We start from the raw sequence: 21,771 nt of genomic DNA, 5'->3' as shown, positions 1-21,771 counted from the left end.
ACTCTATCAGACTGTTTCCAGTGCCGATTTCCTCGGTGCTTTCCAGGTTCTTCGCTTTCGCGTTTTCCCTTTCCGGCGATTCCGACTCTATCAGAAGCATTTTGGCCGAGCTAATCGGCTTCAGTGATTCTGAAAGGGAATCGGAGGGGCTCTCGGTGGAATCGATATTCCAGTGAGAGCGAGGAGACTCTAGCTTGCAGCCATCGAGTTTGTCCAACTCAAGGCAACCGTTCGAATCTACCTCCCCCTTCGAACCATGTCAATGGTTTTTTGGGGCGATGAGGAGATTAGCAGGTCAGAGGGGCTTCTTGCACATCACGCGGCGGTGGGGAGTTCGGTGTTCCGGTCTGCGAGTTCCACATCGCCGCTTTCGCCGGCCCTGGCTGCTCGGCCGCCGCATACGTACACGTACAGCAGGAAGGCCACTTCGGCCGTGACTCCGATGGTGATGCGGGCCCAGGTCGGGAGGCCGGAGGGGGTCACGAAGCCTTCGATGACGCCCGAGACGAAGAGGACCAGGGCCAGACCGATCGCCATGCCGAGGGCGGCCCTGCCCTCCTGTGCCATGGCGGCCCTGCGGGTGCGCGGGCCCGGGTCGATGAGGGTCCAGCCGAGGCGCAGGCCCGTACCGGCGGCGACGAAGACGGCGGTGAGTTCCAGCAGGCCGTGCGGAAGGATCAGGCCGAGGAAGGTGTCGAGTCGGCCGGCGGAGGACATCAGGCCCATGCCCACACCGAGGTTGAGCATGTTGAGGAAGAGGATCCACAGGACCGGGACGCAGAGGAACGCTCCGAGGACCAGGCACATGGCCGCGGCCTGGGCGTTGTTCGTCCAGACCTGGGCGGCGAAGGATGCTGCGGGATGGCTGGAGTAGTACGTCTCGTACTGGCCGCCGGGGCGGGTCATCTCGCGGAGGTCGGAAGGGGCGCCTATGGAGGCCTGGACCTCGGGGTGGGTGGTGATCCACCAGCCGATGACCACGGCCAGCGCGGTGGAGAGCAGCGCGGTGGGAATCCACCAGCGGCGTGAGCGGTAGACGGCGGCGGGGAATCCGGACGTCAGGAAGCGGGCGGCGTCGCGCCAGGAGGCGCGGCGGGTGCCGGTGACGACGGCGCGGGCGCGGGCCACGAGTTGGGTGAGGCGGGCGATGAGGGTGGGGTCCGGGGTGGTGGACCGGAGGAGGGAGAGGTGTGTGGAGGTGCGCTGGTAGAGGGTGACCAGTTCGTCGATCTCGGCGCCGGTGAGACGGCGGCCCCTGCCCAGGAGCTGGTCGAGGCGGTCCCACTCGGCGTGGTGGGTGGTCACGAAGACGTCGAGGTCCATGGTCGGCTGCTGCTCCAGGCACTGGGTCCGGGTCCGGCGGGAAGGCACAGCACTGCGCGCGCTGAGGATCAGCTTGGCAGACTGAGGATTTCAGGGGTGGGGAAGGGCTGCGAGAGGTGGGCACCGGTGAGTGAGTTCGTGACGGGCGATGCGGTCGTGCTGGGGGTACGGCCGGCTCGGTTGCCGAGCCGGGCGCTGGCGATCCTGATCGATCTGTCGGTGGTGGGGGCCGCGTACATCGGCATCACGCTGGCGCTGGCGCTGGCCACTGCCTCGTTGGACGACGCGGCGACCGCGGCAGTGATGGTGGCTTCGTTCCTGCTGGTGCTCGTGGGGGCGCCGATCGCGGTGGAGACGCTGACGCGTGGGCGGTCGCTCGGGAAGCTGGCCTGTGGGCTGCGGGTGGTGCGGGACGACGGGGGGCCGATCCGGTTTCGGCACGCGCTGGTGCGGGGTGCGGTGGGGGTCGTGGAGATCCTGATGACTTTCGGGGTGGTGGCCTGTGTCGCCTCGCTGGTTTCCGAGCGGGGGCGGCGGGTCGGGGACGTCTTCGCCGGGACGATCGTGGTGCGGGAGCGGGTGTCGACCGGGCGGGCGGACGCCGTGCCGCCTCCGCCGCCTTGGCTGGTGGGGCGGTTCGCCGGGCTGGATCTGTCGCGGGTGCCCGATGGTCTCTGGCTTGCCGTACGGCAATACCTGACGCGGATGCGGCAGTTGGACCCGCAGGTGGGCGGAGCCATGGCGGGGCGGCTTGCACAGGATCTGGCGGGCTTCATCGGGGTTCCGGTGCCTCAGGGGGTGCCTGCGGCTGCCTATTTGGCGGCTGTGGTCAATGAGCGGCAGGCGCGGGACGCTCGGCGGGCGTTTCGGGCGGCGGATTCGCAGTCGGCTTCCGGTGAGGGGGGTGCCGATGCGGAGGCTTGGGCTGTGAGGGCTCCGGCTCCGGCTCCGGGAGCTTCTGCTTCGGGGGTGCCCGGTGTGCCGGGGAGTGGGGTTCCGGTGGTTGTGCCTGTGTCCGGGGTGGATACGGCTGGGGAGCATGGGGAGCAGAGGGCGGACAAGCCGCCGGCAACTGGGTTTGCTCCGCCTGCTTAGGGCGTTCGGCTAGGCGTCGGTGCTGCTGGGGTCCGTGGGGTCGGCGGGGAAGACCGATGGTGGGGTCTCCAGGTGTTCCAGCTCGATGCCCGGGGCGGAGAGGACGACGTCGCCGGCGATGTGGATCTGGTGTTGTTCACCGGTGTCCAGGGCGTTGACCTGGTATTCGTCCACCAGCAGGGGGCCGTTGTCAGTGGCGTGTGCTTCGCTTTTCACCAAGAGCCAGGACTGGTCGATCGTGCGGGGGGCCAGGACCGGGTCGGTGAAGTTGACCAGGCGGACGCGGGTGACGGGGGAAGCGGGGGTGAGGCGCAGGAGGCGGGCGGTGGCGACGAGGAATGCCGGGGAGGTGCCGGTGAAGGCGTGGGCGCGGACATTGCCTTCGGTGGCGTGATCGCCGGTCGGGTCGGTACGGACCCAGGTGACGCCGTCGATGGCGGCACCCCGTACCTGCCAGCTCGATGCGTGGAGTTCGAGTCGGATGGGGCGGCCGAGGTCGTCGAGGGCGAGGTCGACGGAGCCGGCGTGGTCGCCGGAGGGGGTGGTGGTCTGGGAGACGTAGCGCCAGCCGGAGGGGCCTGGTGCGCAGTGGAAGTGTTCTTCGCCGAGAGGGGTGTGGTCGTGGGTGTCGTGGAGCGAATAACGGCCACGGGGCATGGGGGCGGGGTCCTCGGGTCTTTCTGGGCCGGGCACGGGGCAGGCCCCCGGAGCGGAGTCCGGGGGCCTGCCTGACAGCCGGTGCCCGGGCCGGGTGACAGCAGGAGGCGGGCTGCTGCTGTCACGTGGCGCGGGTGGGGCCGTGGGTGGAACTGTCTACTGCTGCTGGGCGGCGTGGTGCCGGTTGCTCAGTAGCGGTAGTGGTCCGGCTTGTACGGGCCCTCGACCGGGACGCCGATGTAGTCGGCCTGCTCCTTGCGGAGGGTCGTGAGCTTGACGCCGAGGGCGTCGAGGTGGAGGCGGGCGACCTTCTCGTCGAGGTGCTTGGGCAGCACGTAGACGTCGGTCGGGTACTCCTCCTGCTTGGTGAACAGCTCGATCTGGGCCAGCGTCTGGTCCGCGAAGGAGTTGGACATCACGAAGGACGGGTGGCCGGTCGCGTTGCCCAGGTTGAGCAGGCGGCCCTCGGACAGGACGATCAGGACCTTGCCGTCCGGGAACGTCCAGGTGTGGACCTGCGGCTTGACCTCGTCCTTGACGATGCCGTCGATCTTGGCGAGACCGGCCATGTCGATCTCGTTGTCGAAGTGGCCGATGTTGCCGACGATGGCCTGGTGCTTCATCTTGGCCATGTCCGAGGCCATGATGATGTCCTTGTTGCCCGTCGTGGTGACGAAGATGTCGGCGATGCCGACCACGTCGTCCAGCGTCGAGACCTGGTATCCGTCCATCGCGGCCTGGAGGGCGCAGATGGGGTCGATCTCGGTGATGATCACTCGGGCGCCCTGGCCGCGCAGGGACTCCGCGCAGCCCTTGCCGACGTCGCCGTAGCCGAAGACGACCGCGACCTTGCCGCCGATGAGGACGTCGGTGGCGCGGTTGATGCCGTCGATCAGGGAGTGGCGGCAGCCGTACTTGTTGTCGAACTTCGACTTGGTGACGGCGTCGTTGACGTTGATCGCGGGGAACAGCAGGGTGCCGTCACGGTGCATCTCGTACAGACGGTGCACACCCGTGGTGGTCTCCTCGGTCACGCCGCGGATCTCGGAGGCGAGCTGGGTCCACTTCTGCGAGCCCTCGGTGATGGTGCGGTTGAGGAGCTGCAGGATGACGCGGTGCTCGTCGTTCTCGGCGGTGTCGGGCGAGGGGACCTTGCCGGCCTTCTCGTACTCGACGCCCTTGTGGACGAGGAGGGTGGCATCGCCACCGTCGTCGAGGATCATGTTCGGGCCGCCGGTGGGGGTGTTCGGCCAGGTCAGCGCCTGCTCCGTGCACCACCAGTACTCCTCCAGCGTCTCGCCCTTCCAGGCGAAGACCGGGATGCCCTGCGGGTTGTCCGGGGTTCCGTTCGGGCCGACGGCGACGGCGGCGGCCGCGTGGTCCTGGGTGGAGAAGATGTTGCAGGACACCCAGCGGACCTCGGCGCCGAGGGCGACCAGGGTCTCGATGAGTACTGCGGTCTGCACGGTCATGTGCAGGGAACCCATGATCCGGGCGCCGGCCAGCGGCTGGCTGGCGGCGAATTCCTTGCGGATCGACATCAGGCCGGGCATCTCGTGCTCGGCGAGAGTGATCTCCTTGCGGCCGAAGGCGGCGAGGGAGAGGTCGGCGACCTTGAAGTCCTGGCCGGTGGCGACAGTCGTCATGAAGTGCTGCTCCTCGTGAGGTGGTTCGAGGTGGTTGCGGCTGATCTGCGGCGGCGGGCATACGAATGCCCGGGACACTCGCAGCGCAGTCCGTCGGAGGCCCTCTCTCCCTCGGCCGGTCCACGGACCGCCCGACCGCCATCAGCAGCGACGTCTGGCTAGGTTACGAACCTACACCGATCGGCCCAGCCGACCCCAGTCCACCCCCGGTGTGATCCTGGCCGGAATTCGCGTTCCAGGTATGGGCAATTCAGCTTGTTCGGGACTTTAGGGAGGCCGGGACGTGGTGGCGGAGTTCGCCTGGGAGGGGGACATGCCGCAGGTCGGGCGTGGGAGGAGGGGCTTGTTCCGGGGTTGTGGCGGGGGGCTGTGGGGTGGGGCTGAAAATTTTGTGCGTGATCCGGGAGGGGCAGGGGGGCGGGAGTAGGCCGGGAGTGCGGAAGGCCCCCGCCTGGTGGGGCGGGGGCCTTCGGGGTGACGGGCGGGTGGGTCAGTGGGCCGGCGCGGTGGGCGGGCCGCCCGGGGTGCGGCCCGGGTTCTCGCCCGCGGCGGCTGCCGCTTCGCTGAAGATGTCCGGCTCCAGGTAGATGACCCGGGCGATCGGGACCGCGGCGCGGATGCGCTCCTCGGCGGCGTTGATCGCGGCGGCGACCTCGGCGGCCGTGTCGTCGTGCTCGACGGCGATCTTGGCGGCGACGAGGAGCTCCTCGGGGCCGAGGTGGAGCGTGCGCATGTGGATGACGCGGGTGACGGTGTCGCCGTCGACGACCGCGGCCTTGATCTTCTCGACCTCGTCGGTGCCCGCGGCCTCGCCGAGCAGCAGCGACTTGGTCTCGGCGGCGAGGACGACCGCGATGATGATCAGCAGGATGCCGATGCAGAGGGTGCCGATGCCGTCCCAGACGCCGTTGCCGGTGACCAGGGCGAGGCTGACGCCGATGAGCGCGAGGACCAGACCGACCAGGGCGCCGAGGTCCTCCAGGAGGACGACGGGGAGCTCGGGGGCCTTGGCGCGGCGGATGAAGTCCTTCCAGGACTGCTTGCCCCGGGTGAGGTTGGACTCCTTGATGGCCGTGCGGAAGGAGAAGCTCTCGGCGATGATCGCGAAGACCAGGACGCCGACCGGCCAGTACCAGGCCTCGATCTTGTGCGGGTCGTGGATCTTCTCGTAGCCCTCGTAGATGGCGAACATGCCGCCGACGGTGAAGAGCACGATGGAGACCAGGAACGCGTAGATGTAGCGCTCGCGGCCGTAGCCGAAGGGGTGTTGCGGGGTGGCTTCGCGCTGGGCCTTCTTGCCGCCGAGGAGGAGCAGTCCCTGGTTGCCGGAGTCGGCCAGCGAGTGCACGCTCTCCGCGAGCATCGAGGAGGAGCCACTGAAGAGGAAGGCGACGAACTTGGCCACGGCAATCGCGAGGTTGGCGGCGAGTGCCGCCACGATCGCCTTTGTTCCGCCTGACGCGCTCATGGGTGCAGGGTCCTTCCTGGATGTCCTGGATACTGCGGCCCGAGCGCCGCGGGGTACGTACGGCCGCACATTGTTGCAGCTTGGAGCAACCGAAGGGACCGTCGGTGCGTCAGACCACCACGGTGGCGCGGAAAACCGTACCGGTACCGGACAGTTCGGCCATTTCGCCTGCCGGTACGAAGACGGACTGGCCTGGGGCAAGGGTGAATTCGCCTGTGCGCGGGGAGCCGGCCGTGCACAGGAGGATCTGCGGGGCACCGGCCGGGAGATGGATCGGAGCGGCGCCTTCCGGCAGGACGTAGCGGGAGAGGCGGAACTCGTCGATCGGGGTCGCGTAGAGCTCTTCGCCCTCGGGTGAGGCCTCCGGGCGCTGGACGCCGGGGTCGGTGGCCGCGAAGCGGACGATGCGCAGGAGTTCGGGGACGTCGACGTGCTTGGGGGTGAGGCCGCAGCGGAGCACGTTGTCGGAGTTCGCCATGATCTCCACGCCCAGGCCGTCGAGGTAGGCGTGCGGGACTCCGGCGCCGAGGAACAGGGCTTCGCCCGGCTGGAGTTGGACGTGGTTGAGGAGGGCTGCGGCCAGGACGCCGGGGTCGCCCGGATAGTGGTGGGCGAGCGAGGAGTACATCGCGTACGTGGCTGCCAGGCGGGGCGGGGTGCCGGGGGCGGCGGCCAGGCGCTCGGCCGCGGCGGCGGTCTCGGTGACCGTGGCGGCCATCTCGGCGGGGTCGGCGGTCAGTACGGCGGTGAGGACCTCGCGGAGTGCGGCTTCCTCCGGGCGGGCGCGCAGCAGGTCGGCGTACGGCTTGAGGGAATCGACGCCGAGCGATTCGAGGATCTCGGCCGATTCGGCGGGAACCCGGAAGCCGCACAGCCCGTTGAACTCGGTGAGTGCGCAGATCAGTTCGGGCTTGTGGTTGGCGTCCTTGTAGTTGCGGTACGGGGCGTCGACCGGGACCTGGCGGCGTTCCTCGTCGGCGTATCCCTCCTGCGCCTGGGCGAGGTTCGGGTGGACCTGGAGCGAGAGCGGTGCTCCGGCGGCGAGCAGCTTGAGGAGGAACGGCAGTCGCGGGCCGAACTTCTTCACCGCTTCCGGGCCGAGTTCCGTGTCGGGGTCCGCCGCGATCACGTCGGAGAGTGCCTGGGACTCCGCCGTACCGCCGGCCTGCGCGCGGGAGACGCGGGAGGGGGCTCCCGGGTGGGCGCCCATCCACATCTCGGCCTGTGGCTCGCCCGTGGGCTCGGTGCCGAGGAGTTCCGGGATGGCGGTCACGGAACCCCAGGCGTAGGGGCGCACGGTGTTGGCGAGGCGGTCCATGGGTGGCTCTTTCCGGTCCGAGGGCCGTGGGGCGCCGGGGAGGCGGCGCGGGAGGCCGGGGCATTGCCTGGGTGAGGAGGAGGTGAGGTAGGAGAGGAGGCGGTCCGAGGGGTCAGTCGGTGGGGAGTGCGGAGGCGGCGAGGGAGAGGTAGGCGGCCGCGAAGTCGGTGACGGTGAGGAGTTCGGCGAGGCTTTCCAGCTCGCTGCCCTCCTCGGGTTCGAGTTCGCTGAGGGCCGTCTCGTGGCCGAGGGCCAGTTCGCGGGCCGCGGGGGCTGCGGAGAGTCCGCCGGTGGGGCGGTCGCGCAGCAGGACCACGCGGGCGCGCAGGGCCTGTGGATCGTCCACGCGGTCCCGGAAGAAGTCGTCCGGGTCGGCCCCTGCGGCATAGGTGCCGGCGAGGAGCATGCCGTGGGCGGGCAGGGCTTCCGGGAGTTCGGCGGCGAGGGCCGGGCGGCCGGCGAGCTCGGCCAGGACGGCGGCGAACCGGCGGCCGACCGGCCCCGCCACGGTGCCTTCGGTCCAGACCAGCGGGAGTGAGTCGGACAGTTCCGCGGCGAGGGTCTTGGCCGGGTTGCTGTACGTCACCAGGGCCGGGCCGCAGCGCTCGGCGGTGTGGTCGAGGCGGTCCGCGACGAGCTGGAGCGTGTCCGGGGGTGCGGAGAGGAGGCCGACGCGGTCGAGGAGGACCAGGAGCGGGGTGAGCAGTGCCCAGAGGGCGCCGGGGCCCGCGGTGGTGCCCTGGTCGTACTCCTCGTACGGGGCGGTCGCCATGGGGACGACCATGCCGTGCACCCCGTTGACGGACTCGCTCAGCGGGGAGCGCTGCGGGGCGACGGCGACGACGGTGCAGCCGCGGCGGTAGGCCTGTTCGGCGAGGAGCGCGAGGCCGGGCTCGGCGCCGTCCGTCGTGACGATCAGGAGGAGGTCGACGGAGCCGGCCCAGCCGGGGAGCGTCCAGCGCAGGGCGCCCGCTGCGGGGGCCACGCCGGTCGGGTGCAGGCGGGTCACCGGGCAGGCGGCACCGGCGAGGGTGCCCAGCAGGTCGGCGACGCCCGTGGCGGCGACGCCCGGGCCCGCGATCAGTACGGCGCGGGGGCGGCCCTCCGGCTTGAGCTCGGCGAGGCCGGCCTCGGTGGCGTGCCGGGCGGCGGTGCGTACTCGGGCGCCGGCTTCGGCCGCGCCGCGGAGGAGGCCGCGGTGGTCGGCGCGGGCCAGTGCTTCCGGGGCGTCTAGCAGCGACTCGTCGAGCATGGGGTGGAGCCTCCGATCGCCTTGCGGGGATGCGGTGCGGGTGTCTGGCCTCGAATTGTCAGGCGGGGCGGTGGGCTTCGTCCACGAGGAGGACGGGGATTCCGTCGCGGACCGGGTAGGCCAGGCCGCAGTCCTTGCTGGTGCAGGTGAGGGTGGGGGTGGGGGCTGCCGTTTCGTCCGTGAGGGGGGCATGGCAGGCGGGGCAGGCGAGGATCTCCAGGAGGCCGGCTTCGAGGGGCATGAGGGGGGTTCCTTCGCGGGGTGTGGGTGGGTGGGGCGGGGCGTGGGGGCGGGGGTGGTCCGTGCCTGGTCAGCGTACCGCTGGGGTGGGGTGGGGTGGGGGTCGCTTCGGGGTGGGGGCCGTGGTGGGGGTCGGGGCCATGGCGGGGGTGGGGCGGGGGCGAGTTGTGCGGCTCCGCCGGGGGCCGCCCCCTTGCCCGCCCGTTCCGCCCCCGGGGGGCGGCCCCGCCGCCCAAGGGGGCGGGGGCGTAGGCGGCTTCGCCGCCCGAAGGGGCTCGCCGGGCGGCGCCGTCACCCAAGGGGGCGGGGCGGGGTTAGTGGAGGAGGGTGAGGACTTGGTTGCGGATTTTTTGCATGGTGGGTTCGTCTCGGGCTTCTACGTTGAGGCGTAGGAGGGGTTCCGTGTTCGACGGGCGGAGGTTGAACCACCAGTCGGCGGACGAGACGGTCAGGCCGTCGAGGTGGTCGAGGGTGATGCCGTCCAGGGAGGCGAAGGCGGCGGAGACCTTGGCGGTGCTGGCGGTCTGGTCGGCGACGGTGGAGTTGATCTCGCCGGAGCCCGAGTAGCGGTCGTACGAGGAGACCAGGGTGGAGAGGGGGCCTTCCTGGCCGCCGAGGGCCGCCAGGACGTGCAGGGCGGCGAGCATGCCGGTGTCCGCGTTCCAGAAGTCCTTGAAGTAGTAGTGCGCGGAGTGTTCGCCGCCGAAGATCGCGCCCGAGTTCGCCATCTCCTGCTTGATGAAGGAGTGGCCGACCCGGGTGCGGACCGGGGTGCCGCCGTGCTCGCGGACCACCTCGGGAACCGACCAGGAGGTGATCAGGTTGTGGATCACCGTGCCGCTGCCGCCGTTGCGGGCCAGCTCACGGGCGGCCACCAGCGCCGTGATCGCGGAGGGGGAGACGCCCTGGCCTCGCTCGTCGACCACGAAGCAGCGGTCGGCGTCACCGTCGAAGGCCAGGCCGAGGTCGGCACCCTCGGCGAGTACGCGGGCCTGGAGGTCGACGATGTTTTTCGGGTCGAGCGGGTTGGCCTCGTGGTTCGGGAAGGTGCCGTCGAGCTCGAAGTACATCGGGATCAGGGTCAGGGGGAGGGAGGCGAAGACGGTGGGCACCGTGTGGCCGCCCATGCCGTTGCCCGCGTCGACCACGACCTTCAGGGGGCGGACGGAGGAGAGGTCGACGAGGGAGAGGAGGTGGGCCGCGTAGTCGGTCAGGGTGTCGCGGGAGGTGAGCGTGCCCGGAGTGGCGGCCGGGGCGGGGGCTCCGGTCTCCGACCATTCCTCGACCAGCGCGCGGATCTCCGCGAGGCCGGTGTCCTGGCCGATCGGGGCGGCGCCCGCCCGGCACAGCTTGATGCCGTTGTACTGGGCCGGGTTGTGCGAGGCGGTGAACATCGCGCCCGGCAGGTCCAGCGCGCCCGACGCGTAGTACAGCTGGTCCGTCGAGCAGAGGCCGATCTCGGTGACGTCCGCGCCGAGGGCCGCGGCACCTCGGGCGAAGGCCCGGGACAGGCCCGGCGAGGAGGGGCGCATGTCGTGGCCGACCGCGATCGCGTCCGCACCCGTGACCCGTACGAAAGCGGCTCCGAAGAGCTCCGCGAGAGCCTCGTCCCACTGGTCGGGGACCACTCCACGAATGTCGTACGCCTTGACGATCTGCGACAGATCAGCAGCCACGGCCACCCCTCCATTAAGTCCTGTTGGGCCACCCAAACTACCCCGAACGGGGGTTCTTCAGGCCCTGCCGACCTTGTGAAGAGCTGGCCGAAGGGGGCGGCCGTTATTCGGGGGAGCGGAGCACTCTCAAGTGGCCGCGGCGGGCGGCGGACGCGGGGTTCGCCGTGCGTGCGCCGGTGCCGTCGGGGTCCGTGGGTGCGTCGTGCGGCCTGGCGGCTTCGCGGACGGCGTTGGCGAGGGCTTCCAGGTCGTCACCGCTGGGGCGGGCCGGGGCCGAGCCGTCGGTGAGCCGGACCACGTCCCAGCCTCGGGGGGCGGTCAGCCGATCCGAGTGCTCGGCGCACAGGTCGTAGCAGTGGGGCTCGGCGTAGGTGGCGAGCGGACCGAGGACTGCGGTCGAGTCCGCGTAGACGTACGTCAGTGTCGCGACAGCAGGGCGGCCGCACGCGGTGCGCGAACAGCGACGTACAGGGCTCACGACGTTGGACGGTACCGCACTCTTGAACGGGCCGCGACGACTCTCCCCCGACGTCACTCCACCGTGTCGTCCGGGGGCGGCTGCCGCGAACGGCTCCGGGGAGACCGGTCTGACCTGCGGGGAGGCACGGACGGCCGAAGCGTCACCCTCGGTGCCTTGGGCGCGAATGACGACAAAGGTGTCAACCAAGGTGTGTTCGATGGTCGTTAACAGTGCGATATCGAGCCCCGACTTGGCTGAAATGATCACCTGGCGACAATTGGGCACCCGGTCGAGGCCCCTGGCGGGAGCTGGTTCGTCTCGCTCCCGGGAGGGCTACGCTGCGTCAGTGATGGACAGTTCCGGACCGCACCGATCCCCCGAGCCGCACCCCGCAGGCCCGCACCCCGCCGACCCGCAGCCCGCCGACCCGCACCCCGCAGGGCCCCGGCCGCGCAGGCGCGACCGCCACGGCCGCGGCATGCGCGGCCCGGTGGCCCCGCCGCAGGTGCCGCTCTCGGCCAGCAGGGCGGAGGTGTTCGGCGATCTCGTACAGGACTCCGTGGAGCGCCTGGAGCGGCGCTGGCCGCAGTTGGCGGAGGTCGACTTCCTGGTCGTGGACGTGCCCCGCACCCGGGACGCGGACGGGTCCGGCTCCGGGTCCGGGGAGTGGTCGGACGAACCGGTGCCGCTCGGCGGGGTGATCGCCTCGGCGGACGACCGCCCCGCGCGCGTGGTGGTCTACCGGCGGCCCGTGGAGATCCGTACCAAGAGCCGGGACGAGCGGGCGCTGCTGGTGCACGAGGTCGTGGTGGAGCAGGTCGCGGAGCTGCTCGGGCTGACTCCCGAGTCGGTCGATCCCCGGTACGGGCAGGACTGACCGGTCCACAGCCGTCAGGCCCGAGGCCTCAGTCGTCCAGGACCGACAGGTCGTTCTCCGCGCGCGGCACGACCACCGTCCCCTTGTCGTCGGGCATCGCCTGGATGGTGAACATCGGGATGCTGCCCTTCTGGAACTGGAGCATCCGCGACGCGTGCACGGGGCCGCCCGAGACCGTCTCGACGGTCAGCGCGTAGTTGCCCTTGAGGCCGGTCGGCACGGGGGCCGTCACCGACTGCGTCGTACCGGACTTGATCTTGTACGTCTTGACGACGCTCTCGCCGCCGCCGCTGCCCGGCGACGCGGTCACCTTCACCTCGCCCGCCGCACCGGGTGCGGTCAGCGACAGGACCGAGCCCTGGGCCCGGTTGTCGGCCGCCGTGGAGCGGGCGCCCACCGGGGCGGTCGCCGGGACGAAGCCGACCTCCTGGTTGGTCTTGGTGCCGCGCACGATGCGCACCGCGGCCACCACCGGGGCGCCCCGGCCGTTCTGGGCCGACGGGGTCAGCACCAGGGCGCCCGCCTCGCCCTGGGAGACGTTGCGCAGGTCGAGCGAGGTGGTCATGCCCGACTTGACGTGCACCGACTCCGCCCCGGCCGGGGTGATGGAGCCGTTGGCACGCGCCAGCTTCACCTTCAGGTCGGCGTCGTCGTCACCGGTGGCGAACAGCACCAGTCGTACGTTCGTGGCGTCGGCCGGGATGCCGGGGATGACCACGCTGCCGGCCGGGTCCGCGGAGGCGCTCAGCCAGTCGCTGCCCACCTTGTCCTCACTGGCCTGTACGGCGGCGGCCACCCGGCCCGAGCGCGTGGTGACGTGCACGGTCCCGTCGGTCACCCGTGTGGGGGACAGCGTGGACAGCAGTACCGGGACGCTGGAGCGCGGCGGGACGGTGATGCCCTCCCCCGCCTCGGACTTCAGGAGCCCTTCGGGGCCGTAGAGCCGTACGTCGGCGACGGCCGCGGAGTCGTCCGGGTTGGTGAGGTGGACGTAGTCCTGGCGCGCGGTGGCGGTGCTCACCCCGGGGAACCAGAAGTCGGTGTCCGGTGCGGAGCAGCTCAGCCCGAGTGCCCCCCGGTAGTTCCCGGCGGTGACCATGGTGGTCTGCTGGGCGGCCCAGCCGGGCGCGAGAGTGCCGTCGGCGGTGCCGACGAGGGCCGGGGCCTCCGCGCCGTTCGTGGTCGCCGTGACGGGCTTGCCCGGCTCCGTGAGGGAGACGAACGGCTTCTTGCCCGCCTCGGCCTTGTCGCCGGGGGCGAGCAGCTTGGCCGAGCCCTGCTTGGCGGCTCCCCCGGCTCCGGCTCCCCCGGCCCCCTTGCCCTCGGTCTTCGGGGTGAAGGAGGTGTACGTCGTCTCCGCCAGGTCCGAGTTGCTGGGCGCGGGGCACAGCAGGCTGGAGCGCTCCACCGGCAGCCGGGCCGCCTCCGACCGCGCCGTCTTCGCGTCGTCCGTGCCGGAGGCGGTGTCCGGCGTCGTGAGTGCGGCGAAACCGGTCACTGCGGCGAGAGCGGTCACTGCGGCGATCAGGGAGAGGGTGCTGCGGTTCATCGGTTGTTGCTCCCGTCGGGGCGCTGCAGGCCGTTGTCCTGGTCGTACGCGCGCTGCTGGTCTGCGGGATCGTAGGGGGGCTGCGGGCCGGGGTCGTACGACGGCTGCTCGGGCTGTCCCGGTCCGCCGCCGTAGCCGCCGCCCGCGTACGGGTCGTACGCCTGCTGCCCCTCGGAGGGGTCCTGCGACTGCTGCTGCGGCGAGTGCTGCTGCTGTGCGTAGCCGTAGGGGTCGTACTGGCCCTCCGCGTAGCCCTGCTGCTGGTACGGGTCCTGGGTGTACTCGCCCTGGCCGTACTGCTGCTGACCGTGCTGTTGCTGACCCTGTTGCTGCCCGTGCTGTTGCTGCCCGTACTCCGCGTTCGCGTAGGCCTGGCCGTCCCATTCGCCGTACGACGCCTGCTGGGGCACCGGCGCGTACGTCTCCTGGTGGTCGCCCTGCCGGTCGAAGCCGGGCGTGGGGTACGGCGAGGCGTACGGGTCCGCGACCGGGGTCGCGGGCTCCTCCTGCTCGGCCTCCGCCTCGGCGGCGGCGCGCAGCCGGCGGGCCCTGCGGCCCTCGCCCTCCACCGGCTCCGCCGGGAAGTCCGGCGCGGCCTCCTCGGGCAGGTCGTCGTCGATCTCGCGGCGGCGGCCCGGCAGCGCCAGGATCACCAGGAGGACGGCGAGCGCGCCCTGGGCCCACAGCCAGGCGGTGCGGGTGACCGGGGCCTCGTAGGTGAGGTCCAGCTTGCCGCTCTCGGCGGGCAGTTCGAAGCCCTGTGCCCAGCCGTCGACGGTCTTCTTGGTGAGCTCGCGGCCGTTGAACACCGCCTTCCAGCCGGGTGCGGCCGTGTCCGCGAGGCGCAGTACGCGGCCCGCCCGGCCTTCCGGGACCGTGCTGTGCGCCTCGATGGCCTGGGAGGGGACCGGGACGGGGTCCGCGCCTTCGCCCGGCGGTACGACCATGAGCCGGGCGACCTGGCGGTCGACCCGCCACAGGGCGCTGCCGTCGAGCTGGCTGAGCCGGCTGATGCCCGGCGTCGAGTCGAGCACACGGCTCATCTCACGGGGCGCCCCGTCCCGTACGAGGACGTAGCGGACGGCGAATCCGCCGAGCTGGCCGGCCTGGTCGGCGCCGGAGCCCGCGACCAGGTTGGAGACGATCTTGTCGAGCTGGGGGGTGTCCCCGGCCGCGCCGGTCAGTTCCGCGTCGCCGAGCCGGCCGCCGGAGCCTCGTACGAGCGAGTACTGGACCGACCCCGCGGAGCCTGCGCCGAGCACCAGGGTGCGGGGCTGGTCGCGGGTGGTGCTCTCCTCCGCGACGAAGGCGGGCACCTGGACCGGGTCGCGGCGGCCGAGCGGGTCGTCGGCGCCGGTGAACATCCAGCCGGCGGCGGCCAGTACGGGTCCGGCGGCCGCCGCGAAGGCGATGAGTACGGCGACCGGCTGGCGCCAGCCGAAGTTCTGCGAGGCGACCCGCTCGCGCGCGCCGTCCGCGCCGAGCACGGTGGCGGCGATCAGGGCGAGGCCGTAGACCAGCGTGGCGGGTCCGGCCCAGCCGTCCCGGTTGGTCAGTACGGCCAGGACGAGGGCGAGCAGGGCGACCACCCAGGCGGAGCGGATCGCGAACTGGCGCTCGCCGCGCAGCAGGGCCGCCAGGGCGGCCAGAACGATGCCGATGAGCAGCAGTCCGCCGGCCGTCTTGGGTCCGCCGGGGCTGATGCCGAGCAGGTCCAGGGCGGTGGCGGAGCCCGCGCCGTAGGACAGTCCGGCCTCGCGCAGCAGGGCCGCCGGGTCGGTCAGCAGCGTCAGCGACCAGGGTGCGAGCACCAGCAGGGGGGTGCCGACCGCGGCCGCGAAGCGCAGGGCGTACGGGACGAGTTCGTCGCGCCGCAGCACCAGGACGCCGATGCCGAGCAGGACCGCCAGCGGCCACACGACCGGGGTGAAGGCCGTCGCGATGCTCAGCAGCAGCGCGTACGCCCACACCGAGCGCCAGCTGGAGCGCGCACCGCCCGCGCTGCGCGCGCCGCTCGCGGACACCGCGCAGCGGGCGATCAGCGGCAGCAGTACGGCGAGTACGGCGGTGCCGATGCGGCCGCCCGCCAGGGCGCCGGTGACGGCGGGCAGGAAGGCGTAGGCGACGGACGCCCAGGCGCGCAGCAGCCGGGATTCGACGAGCGGCCGGGAGGCGAAGTACGCGGCGAGGCCGGCCAGCGGTACGGAGCAGACGAGGAGCACCGTCAGGGCAGCGTTGGTCGAGCCCAGGAGGAGGCCGGCCAGACCGGCGAGGAGGGCGAGGTAGGGCGGGGCGGTCTGGGTGCCGCCGGTGCCGGTGGGGTGCCAGGCGTGGGCGAAGCGGGCCCAGAGTTCGGACGCGCCCTCCGGGGAGGGCAGGAGTGCGCCGCCCGCGAGGGAGCCGCTGCCCAGGAGGCCTCGGCAGGCGATCAGGGAGACGAGCAGCAGCAGGGCGAAGAGGACCGGTCCCGGTTTGCGGGCGACCTTCTTGACCCGGGCGAACTGCTCGATCTCCATGAAGTCGGCGTCGTCGCCGCCGGGGCCGCTCTCGACGGCGCCGTGGCGGGAGCCGCCGGAGTCGGCGTCGGCGCTGCCGCCGAAGGATCCGGCGACCTGTTCGACGGTGGCGCGGACGGTGGCGCCGGGCGGCGGGAACAGCGGGCGCAGTTCGCTCGCCTCGACGGTGCCCTTGCCCCTGGCCTTGCGGGCGGCGAGGATCCTGCCGGGGCGCAGCAGTACGCCCAGGAGGCCGGTGACCTCGTCGACGGCCTGTCCCGGCACCTTGCCGACGAGGTAGGCGAGGGTTCTCAGTACGGTGCCGACGACGAGGCGCAGCAGCACGTAGGGCAGTACCGCGCCGCGTGCGTTGGCGAGCATCGTGTAAACGGCGCCCGACTTGTCGACGCGGTGCGGGTTGGCGACGTTGCGTCCCGCGCAGTCGACCGTACGGCGCTCGCGGGCGGCGGCCTCGGCGTGCCGCAGGACGGCGTCGGGGGCGACCAGGACGTGGTGTCCGGCCGCGTGCGCGCGCCAGCACAGGTCGACGTCGTCACGCATCAGGGGCAGCCGGCGGTCGAAGCCGCCGAGCTGTTCCCAGACGTCGCGGCGCACCAGCATGCCGGCGCTGGAGACGGAGAGCACGGAGCGGACCTGGTCGTGCTGGCCCTGGTCCTGTTCGCGGCGGTCCAGGCCGGTCCAGCGGCGGCCGCTGTTGGCGATGGAGACGCCGACCTCAAGAAGTTGCTTCTTGTCGTACCAGCCGCGGAGTTTGGGTCCGACGACCGCGGCATAAGGGTCCGAGTCGGCGACCCGCAGCAGTTCGGCGAGGGCGTCGGGGGCGGGCGCGCTGTCGTCGTGCAGCAGCCACAGCCACTGGACGGGCTCGCCGTGCGGCAGGTCGGGCATGTCGTAGGCGTCGTCGCGCCACTGCCTGCTGACGGGGTCCCAGCCGCTGGGCTTCTTCAGGTACGGGAGTTCCTCGGGGGTGAGGACCCCCGCCGTGCGGACCGCCTCCTCCACGGCCGTACCGAAGCCGGTACGGCGGGCGAGGTGCAGGACCCGCTCGTCGCCCAGGGCCTCGGAGACGAGGCGGGCGGAGTCGTCGGCGCTGCCGGTGTCGGCGGCGACCGCGTTCTGCACGGGGCGTTCCTGGCCGAGCAGTCCGCTCAGTACGTCGGGCAGCCAGCGCGCACCGTCATGGGAGACGAGTACGGCGGTGACGACGTGCCGGGGGAACTCGGGCGGGGTGGCGGCGGCCGCGTACGGGGCCGTTGATTGGCTGACGGACATCGACGTACGGGCCCTCCGGCCGGGGTCCGGGGGTCGCCCCCCGGAAGGCTGGTGTAGCTGACTGCGGTGCACGCGCGTGCCCTTGGGGGGCGTCGGGTGCGATCGCTGGACAGCGGCCCACACTAACGGCTGCACATACGGACGGTCCGCCGCCTGCGGGGAAGGGGCAGGCGGCGGACCGTCTCTTGTGTACGACCTTGTGCTGTTTTGCTGCGGCGGCGGCCGGGGTCCCTCAGGGAGGGCTGCCCTGGCGGGCCGGACCGGTATCGCTCAGACGGCGGCCTTCTTCAGTCGTCGGCGTTCACGTTCCGACAGTCCGCCCCAGATTCCGAAGCGTTCGTCATTCGACAGGGCGTATTCAAGGCATTCGGAGCGGACTTCACAGGCGAGGCAGACCTTCTTTGCCTCGCGAGTGGAACCGCCCTTCTCGGGGAAGAAGGACTCGGGATCGGTCTGGGCGCACAATGCGCGCTCCTGCCAGCCGAGTTCCTCGTCCGCGTCCTCGACCAGCAGTTGCTGGAACAGCTCGGTCATGTGCGCCCCTCGTCTGTCTTTTGCTTCCCCGTGATGTTGCCGTTACCGAATCCGGCCGAACGACACGAGTGAAATTACAAGTGTGTAGCTCCGTGGCAGTCAAGCCGAGATCTGCTATTGGGCCCGTTATTCACTCTGCGGAACCAAGGCTATGCAGAAAGTGTTCAAATCGCCAAAAACCGTGACACATGGCACCGACCTGTTTGCGAGTACCCCGAACACAGGAGAAGACGCGATTCGGATGGATCTTGTTGCGGTTCACCCGGCGAAGCGATTCGGATCACAGTCGGATCACGGGACGGCAACGGTGCGCATGCGCATGGCCGAAGCGCGATGAAGCGCGGTCTCTCCACGTCAGCGGCTGCACAAACCTTTCTCCGGTCGGCGTAACCGGAAGAGGTGAAACATTAGGCCCAATTCGGTCATCGAGTTGACAGCGGGTGACGATGGCCGTCACCTTTGTTTTCATGCCAGCGACCGCAGTGCTCACCCGGACCCACACTCGTGTGGTCCGCAGCGCTGCCCCGATCCGCTGCCACTGTTGCTGTCACAGCTGTTGAAGCCACCCGCGCTCCAGCTCTGAACCGCCCGCCCTCCGCACACCGCACCCCGTGTGCAGGGCGCCCCGCTCGCACCCCGGTGCGGCACCGCCCCGCACCCACCCGTGCGGCACCCGTTCTGCGACACCCCAGCACTCTCCTGCCGAGGAACCCCCGCATCATGAACAGCGACAGCGACCTCCAGATCGCCGGCGACATCCTTGAGGTCACGCACCTGCTGGCCCCCGCCAAGGAGCACCCCGCCACCGTGGCCGAATTCGCCGGGCTCGCCCGCACCATCGCCGCCGACCGCGCGCAGTGGGCCCACCTCGTCGAGTACGACGCCACCACCCGCTGGTACCACCGGCTGCGCACCGGACCCGGTTACGAGGTCTGGCTGCTGAGCTGGGTGCCCGGCCAGGGCAGCGGGGCGCACGACCACGGCACGTCGTCCGGCGTCCTCACCGTGCTCCAGGGCGAGCTCACCGAGCGTAACGACCGGGGAGCGCGGAAGCTCGGCGCGGGCGCGCAGTACGTGTCCGTCCCCGGCCATGTCCACGAGGTCGTCAACGACTCCCTGGAGCCGGCCGTCAGCCTGCACGTCTATTTCCCGGGGCTGACGGAAATGCCGATGTACGGGGGCGGCGGAGCCACGGCCGTCGCGGTCGCCGGGACTGCCGGGACTGCCGGGACCGCCGGGGCTGCTTCCCCGGCTGCCCGACGGGATGTCAGTACTGCCTGAGAGACTTCTCCGCATGCGCATTGTGGTCTTGGCAGGCGGTATCGGCGGTGCTCGTTTTCTTCGTGGCCTGAAAGAGGCCGCACCGGAGGCGGACATCACTGTCATCGGCAATACCGGTGACGACATTCATCTGTTCGGGCTGAAGGTCTGCCCCGATCTGGACACGGTGATGTACACCCTCGGCGGTGGCATCAACGAGGAACAGGGCTGGGGCAGGGCCGAGGAGACCTTCCAGGTCAAGTCCGAACTCGCGGCGTACGGCGTCGGGCCCGAGTGGTTCGGGCTCGGCGACCGGGACTTCGCGACGCACATCGTGCGTACGCAGATGCTCGGCGCGGGCTATCCGCTGAGCGCGGTCACCGAGGCCCTGTGCGAGCGGTGGCAGCCGGGCGTGCGGCTGATCCCGATGTCCGACGACCGCGTCGAGACGCACGTGGCGGTCGACGTGGACGGCGAGCGCAAGGCGGTGCACTTCCAGGAGTACTGGGTGAAGCTGCGCGCCTCGGTGGACGCTCAGGCCGTCGTGCCGGTCGGCGCCGAGCAGTCGAAGCCCGCGCCCGGGGTCCTGGAGGCCATCGCCGGGGCGGACGTCATCCTCTTCCCGCCGTCGAACCCGGTGGTGAGCGTGGGGACCATCCTCGCCGTCCCCGGCATCCGCGAGGCCATCGCGAACGCGGGGGTGCCGGTGGTGGGCCTCTCCCCCATCGTCGGCGACGCCCCCGTGCGCGGCATGGCCGACAAGGTGCTGGCCGCGGTCGGCGTGGAGTCGACCGCCGCGGCGGTGGCGCAGCACTACGGGTCGGGGCTGCTGGACGGCTGGCTGGTCGACACCGTCGACGCGGGCACGGTCGCGGAGGTCGAGGAGGCCGGCATCCGCTGCCGTGCCGTACCGCTGATGATGACCGACCTGGCGGCGACCGCCCGGATGGCGCGGGCCGCGCTGGAGCTGGCTTCGGAGGTACGGGCGTGAACGACGCGCGCGTGGAGCGGCCCGAGTACCGGGTGTGGGCGGTCCCGGGGCTGCCGGAGGTACGGCAGGGCGACGACCTTGCCAAGCTGATCGTCGGCGCGGAGCCCGGGCTGGCCGACGGGGACGTCCTGCTGGTGACGTCCAAGATCGTGAGCAAGGCGGAGGGCCGGATCGTCGCCGCCGACTCCCGCGAGGACGCCATCGACGCGGAGACCGTACGGGTCGTCGCCCGGCGCGGCACGCTGCGGATCGTGGAGAACCGGCAGGGCCTGGTCATGGCGGCGGCCGGGGTGGACGCCTCCAACACCCCCGCGGGGACGGTGCTGCTGCTGCCCGAGGACTCCGACGCCTCGGCCCGGGCGATCCGGGACGGCGTACGGGACGCGCTCGGGGTGGAGGTCGGCGTCGTCGTCACGGACACCTTCGGGCGGCCGTGGCGCAGCGGGCTGACCGACGTGGCGATCGGGGCCGCCGGGGTGCGGGTCCTGGACGACCTGCGCGGCGGCACGGACGCGTACGGCAATCCGCTGAGCGCGACGATCGTGGCGACGGCGGACGAGCTGGCTGCCGCCGGTGACCTGGTGAAGGGCAAGGCGGACGGGCTGCCGGTGGCGGTGGTGCGCGGGCTGCCGCACGTGGTGCACGCGGGCGCGGATGACGCGGCTGACGTGGGGGCGCGGGCGCTGGTGCGCGGGGCGGCCGACGACATGTTCCGGCTCGGGACGTCGGAGGCGGTACGGGAAGCGGTCACACAGCGCCGCACGGTACGGGAATTCACCGACGACCCCGTCGATCCGGGCGCGGTGCGGCGGGCGGTCGCTGCGGCGGTGACGGCACCGGCGCCGCACCACACGACGCCGTGGCGGTTCGTGCTGCTGGAGAGCGAGGAGTCGCGGGTACGGCTGCTGGACGCCATGCGGGACGCGTGGATCGCCGACCTGCGGGCGGACGGCAAGTCCGAGGAGTCGATCGCGAAGCGGGTGAAGCGGGGCGACGTGCTGAGGCGGGCGCCGTATCTGGTGGTGCCGTGCCTGGTGATGGACGGCGCCCACGACTACGGGCACGCGCGGCGGGATGCGGCGGAGCGGGAGATGTTCGTGGTGGCGATGGGGGCCGGCGTACAGAACTTCCTGGTGGCGCTGGCTGGGGAGCGGCTCGGGTCGGCGTGGGTGTCTTCGACGATGTTCTGCCGGGATGTGGTGCGGGAGGTGCTGGGGATTCCGGAGGGGTGGGATCCGATGGGGGCGGTGGCGGTGGGCCGGGCGGGGGTTGTACCGGGGGGGCGGGGGGAGCGGGAGGTGGAGGCGTTTATCTCGACTCGGTGAGGGTCCGCTGTTGCGCGGGGCGGGTGGGGGCGGGGTCCGCTGCGCGGGGCTTCTCCCCTCCCCGCCCCTTCCCGGCTGTGACATTTGCGGCTGCCGCCGCGTGGGGGGCGCTGCCTCGGGGGTGGGTGGTACGTGGGGTGGGGGTCCGCTGCGCGGGCGTTTCCCCTCCCCGCCCCTTCCCGAAACTGGGGCGCTGCCCCAGACCCCGGCGCGTGCGGGGTGGGCGGGGGTGGGTGGGCTGCCGGCCCTCGGGGTGGGGCAGAGGTGGCGGGCCCGGCCACGGCCGGTGGTCATGTGCAGGTGAGTTCTTGG

General features: G+C 71.6%; 17 protein-coding genes. 5 read left to right on the top strand and 12 right to left on the bottom strand.

Going from position 1 to position 21,771, the window contains the following annotated elements; genetic code table 11:
• Positions 1-315: 315 nt before the first annotated feature.
• Positions 316-1,323, bottom strand: coding sequence for a stage II sporulation protein M (locus ACZ5PB_RS42625; RefSeq protein WP_468699045.1), 1,008 nt, complete (start codon positions 1,321-1,323; stop codon positions 316-318).
• A 126-nt stretch (positions 1,324-1,449) separates the two neighbouring features.
• On the opposite strand from ACZ5PB_RS42625, the gene ACZ5PB_RS42620 reads away from it, so the two are divergent.
• On the top strand, positions 1,450-2,418 hold the full coding sequence (locus tag ACZ5PB_RS42620) for an RDD family protein (RefSeq protein WP_468699043.1): 969 nt from the start codon (positions 1,450-1,452) through the stop codon (positions 2,416-2,418).
• Between the two features lie 9 nt (positions 2,419-2,427).
• On the opposite strand, the gene ACZ5PB_RS42615 is transcribed toward ACZ5PB_RS42620, so the two are convergent.
• The 8 genes from ACZ5PB_RS42615 to ACZ5PB_RS42580 form a co-directional block, all read right to left on the bottom strand.
• Positions 2,428-3,075, bottom strand: coding sequence for a hypothetical protein (locus ACZ5PB_RS42615; protein ID WP_468699041.1), 648 nt, complete (start codon positions 3,073-3,075; stop codon positions 2,428-2,430).
• 188 nt (positions 3,076-3,263) lie between these two features.
• Positions 3,264-4,721 (bottom strand): adenosylhomocysteinase, encoded by a 1,458-nt coding sequence (gene ahcY / locus ACZ5PB_RS42610; protein ID WP_468699040.1) that lies wholly within the window; start codon positions 4,719-4,721, stop codon positions 3,264-3,266.
• Between the two features lie 490 nt (positions 4,722-5,211).
• The gene (locus tag ACZ5PB_RS42605) at positions 5,212-6,189 is read right to left on the bottom strand and encodes a cation diffusion facilitator family transporter (RefSeq protein WP_468699039.1); all 978 of its coding nucleotides are present in this window, start codon (positions 6,187-6,189) and stop codon (positions 5,212-5,214) included.
• 109 nt (positions 6,190-6,298) lie between these two features.
• On the bottom strand, positions 6,299-7,507 hold the full coding sequence (manA, locus tag ACZ5PB_RS42600; protein WP_468699038.1) for a mannose-6-phosphate isomerase, class I: 1,209 nt from the start codon (positions 7,505-7,507) through the stop codon (positions 6,299-6,301).
• A 112-nt stretch (positions 7,508-7,619) separates the two neighbouring features.
• Complete coding sequence (locus ACZ5PB_RS42595) at positions 7,620-8,759, bottom strand: SIS domain-containing protein (protein WP_468699036.1); 1,140 nt, start codon at positions 8,757-8,759, stop codon at positions 7,620-7,622.
• A 58-nt stretch (positions 8,760-8,817) separates the two neighbouring features.
• Complete coding sequence (locus ACZ5PB_RS42590; RefSeq protein ID WP_468699035.1) at positions 8,818-9,000, bottom strand: Trm112 family protein; 183 nt, start codon at positions 8,998-9,000, stop codon at positions 8,818-8,820.
• Positions 9,001-9,313: 313 nt separating this feature from the next.
• A complete protein-coding gene (locus ACZ5PB_RS42585) occupies positions 9,314-10,675 on the bottom strand; it encodes a phosphomannomutase/phosphoglucomutase (RefSeq protein WP_468699034.1) in 1,362 nt (453 codons plus the stop codon).
• Between the two features lie 103 nt (positions 10,676-10,778).
• The gene (locus ACZ5PB_RS42580; RefSeq protein ID WP_468699047.1) at positions 10,779-11,210 is read right to left on the bottom strand and encodes a DUF3499 domain-containing protein; all 432 of its coding nucleotides are present in this window, start codon (positions 11,208-11,210) and stop codon (positions 10,779-10,781) included.
• Positions 11,211-11,484: 274 nt separating this feature from the next.
• On the opposite strand from ACZ5PB_RS42580, the gene ACZ5PB_RS42575 reads away from it, so the two are divergent.
• Positions 11,485-12,012, top strand: a complete 528-nt coding sequence (locus tag ACZ5PB_RS42575) for a metallopeptidase family protein (RefSeq protein ID WP_468699046.1) — start codon at positions 11,485-11,487, stop codon at positions 12,010-12,012.
• A gap of 28 nt (positions 12,013-12,040) precedes the next feature.
• On the opposite strand, the gene ACZ5PB_RS42570 is transcribed toward ACZ5PB_RS42575, so the two are convergent.
• From ACZ5PB_RS42570 to ACZ5PB_RS42560, 3 genes are all read right to left on the bottom strand, one after another.
• Positions 12,041-13,561 (bottom strand): DUF5719 family protein, encoded by a 1,521-nt coding sequence (locus ACZ5PB_RS42570; RefSeq protein WP_468699032.1) that lies wholly within the window; start codon positions 13,559-13,561, stop codon positions 12,041-12,043.
• A complete protein-coding gene (locus ACZ5PB_RS42565) occupies positions 13,558-17,349 on the bottom strand; it encodes a glycosyltransferase family 2 protein (protein ID WP_468699031.1) in 3,792 nt (1,263 codons plus the stop codon). Before ACZ5PB_RS42565 ends, ACZ5PB_RS42570 begins: the two co-directional genes overlap by 4 nt.
• A 270-nt stretch (positions 17,350-17,619) precedes the next feature.
• Entirely contained in the window at positions 17,620-17,883 is a 264-nt protein-coding gene (locus ACZ5PB_RS42560) for a WhiB family transcriptional regulator (RefSeq protein ID WP_030927001.1), read from the bottom strand.
• A gap of 720 nt (positions 17,884-18,603) precedes the next feature.
• Between ACZ5PB_RS42560 and ACZ5PB_RS42555 the strand changes: the two genes are divergently transcribed.
• From ACZ5PB_RS42555 to ACZ5PB_RS42545, 3 genes are read left to right on the top strand one after another with little or no spacing between them, the layout of a single operon-like run.
• A complete protein-coding gene (locus ACZ5PB_RS42555; RefSeq protein WP_468699029.1) occupies positions 18,604-19,164 on the top strand; it encodes a cysteine dioxygenase in 561 nt (186 codons plus the stop codon).
• A gap of 13 nt (positions 19,165-19,177) precedes the next feature.
• Positions 19,178-20,134 carry a 2-phospho-L-lactate transferase gene (gene cofD / locus ACZ5PB_RS42550; protein WP_468699027.1) on the top strand — a complete coding sequence of 319 codons (957 nt, stop codon included), beginning with the start codon at positions 19,178-19,180 and terminating at the stop codon, positions 20,132-20,134.
• On the top strand, positions 20,131-21,459 hold the full coding sequence (locus tag ACZ5PB_RS42545; protein ID WP_468699025.1) for a coenzyme F420-0:L-glutamate ligase: 1,329 nt from the start codon (positions 20,131-20,133) through the stop codon (positions 21,457-21,459). Before cofD ends, ACZ5PB_RS42545 begins: the two co-directional genes overlap by 4 nt.
• The last annotated feature ends 312 nt before the right edge of the window (positions 21,460-21,771 follow it).

Source organism: Streptomyces sp. NPDC032721, from assembly GCF_055579625.1.
The sequence above is the reverse complement of the archived record's forward strand: the minus strand, read 5'-3'. Positions and strand labels throughout refer to the sequence as shown.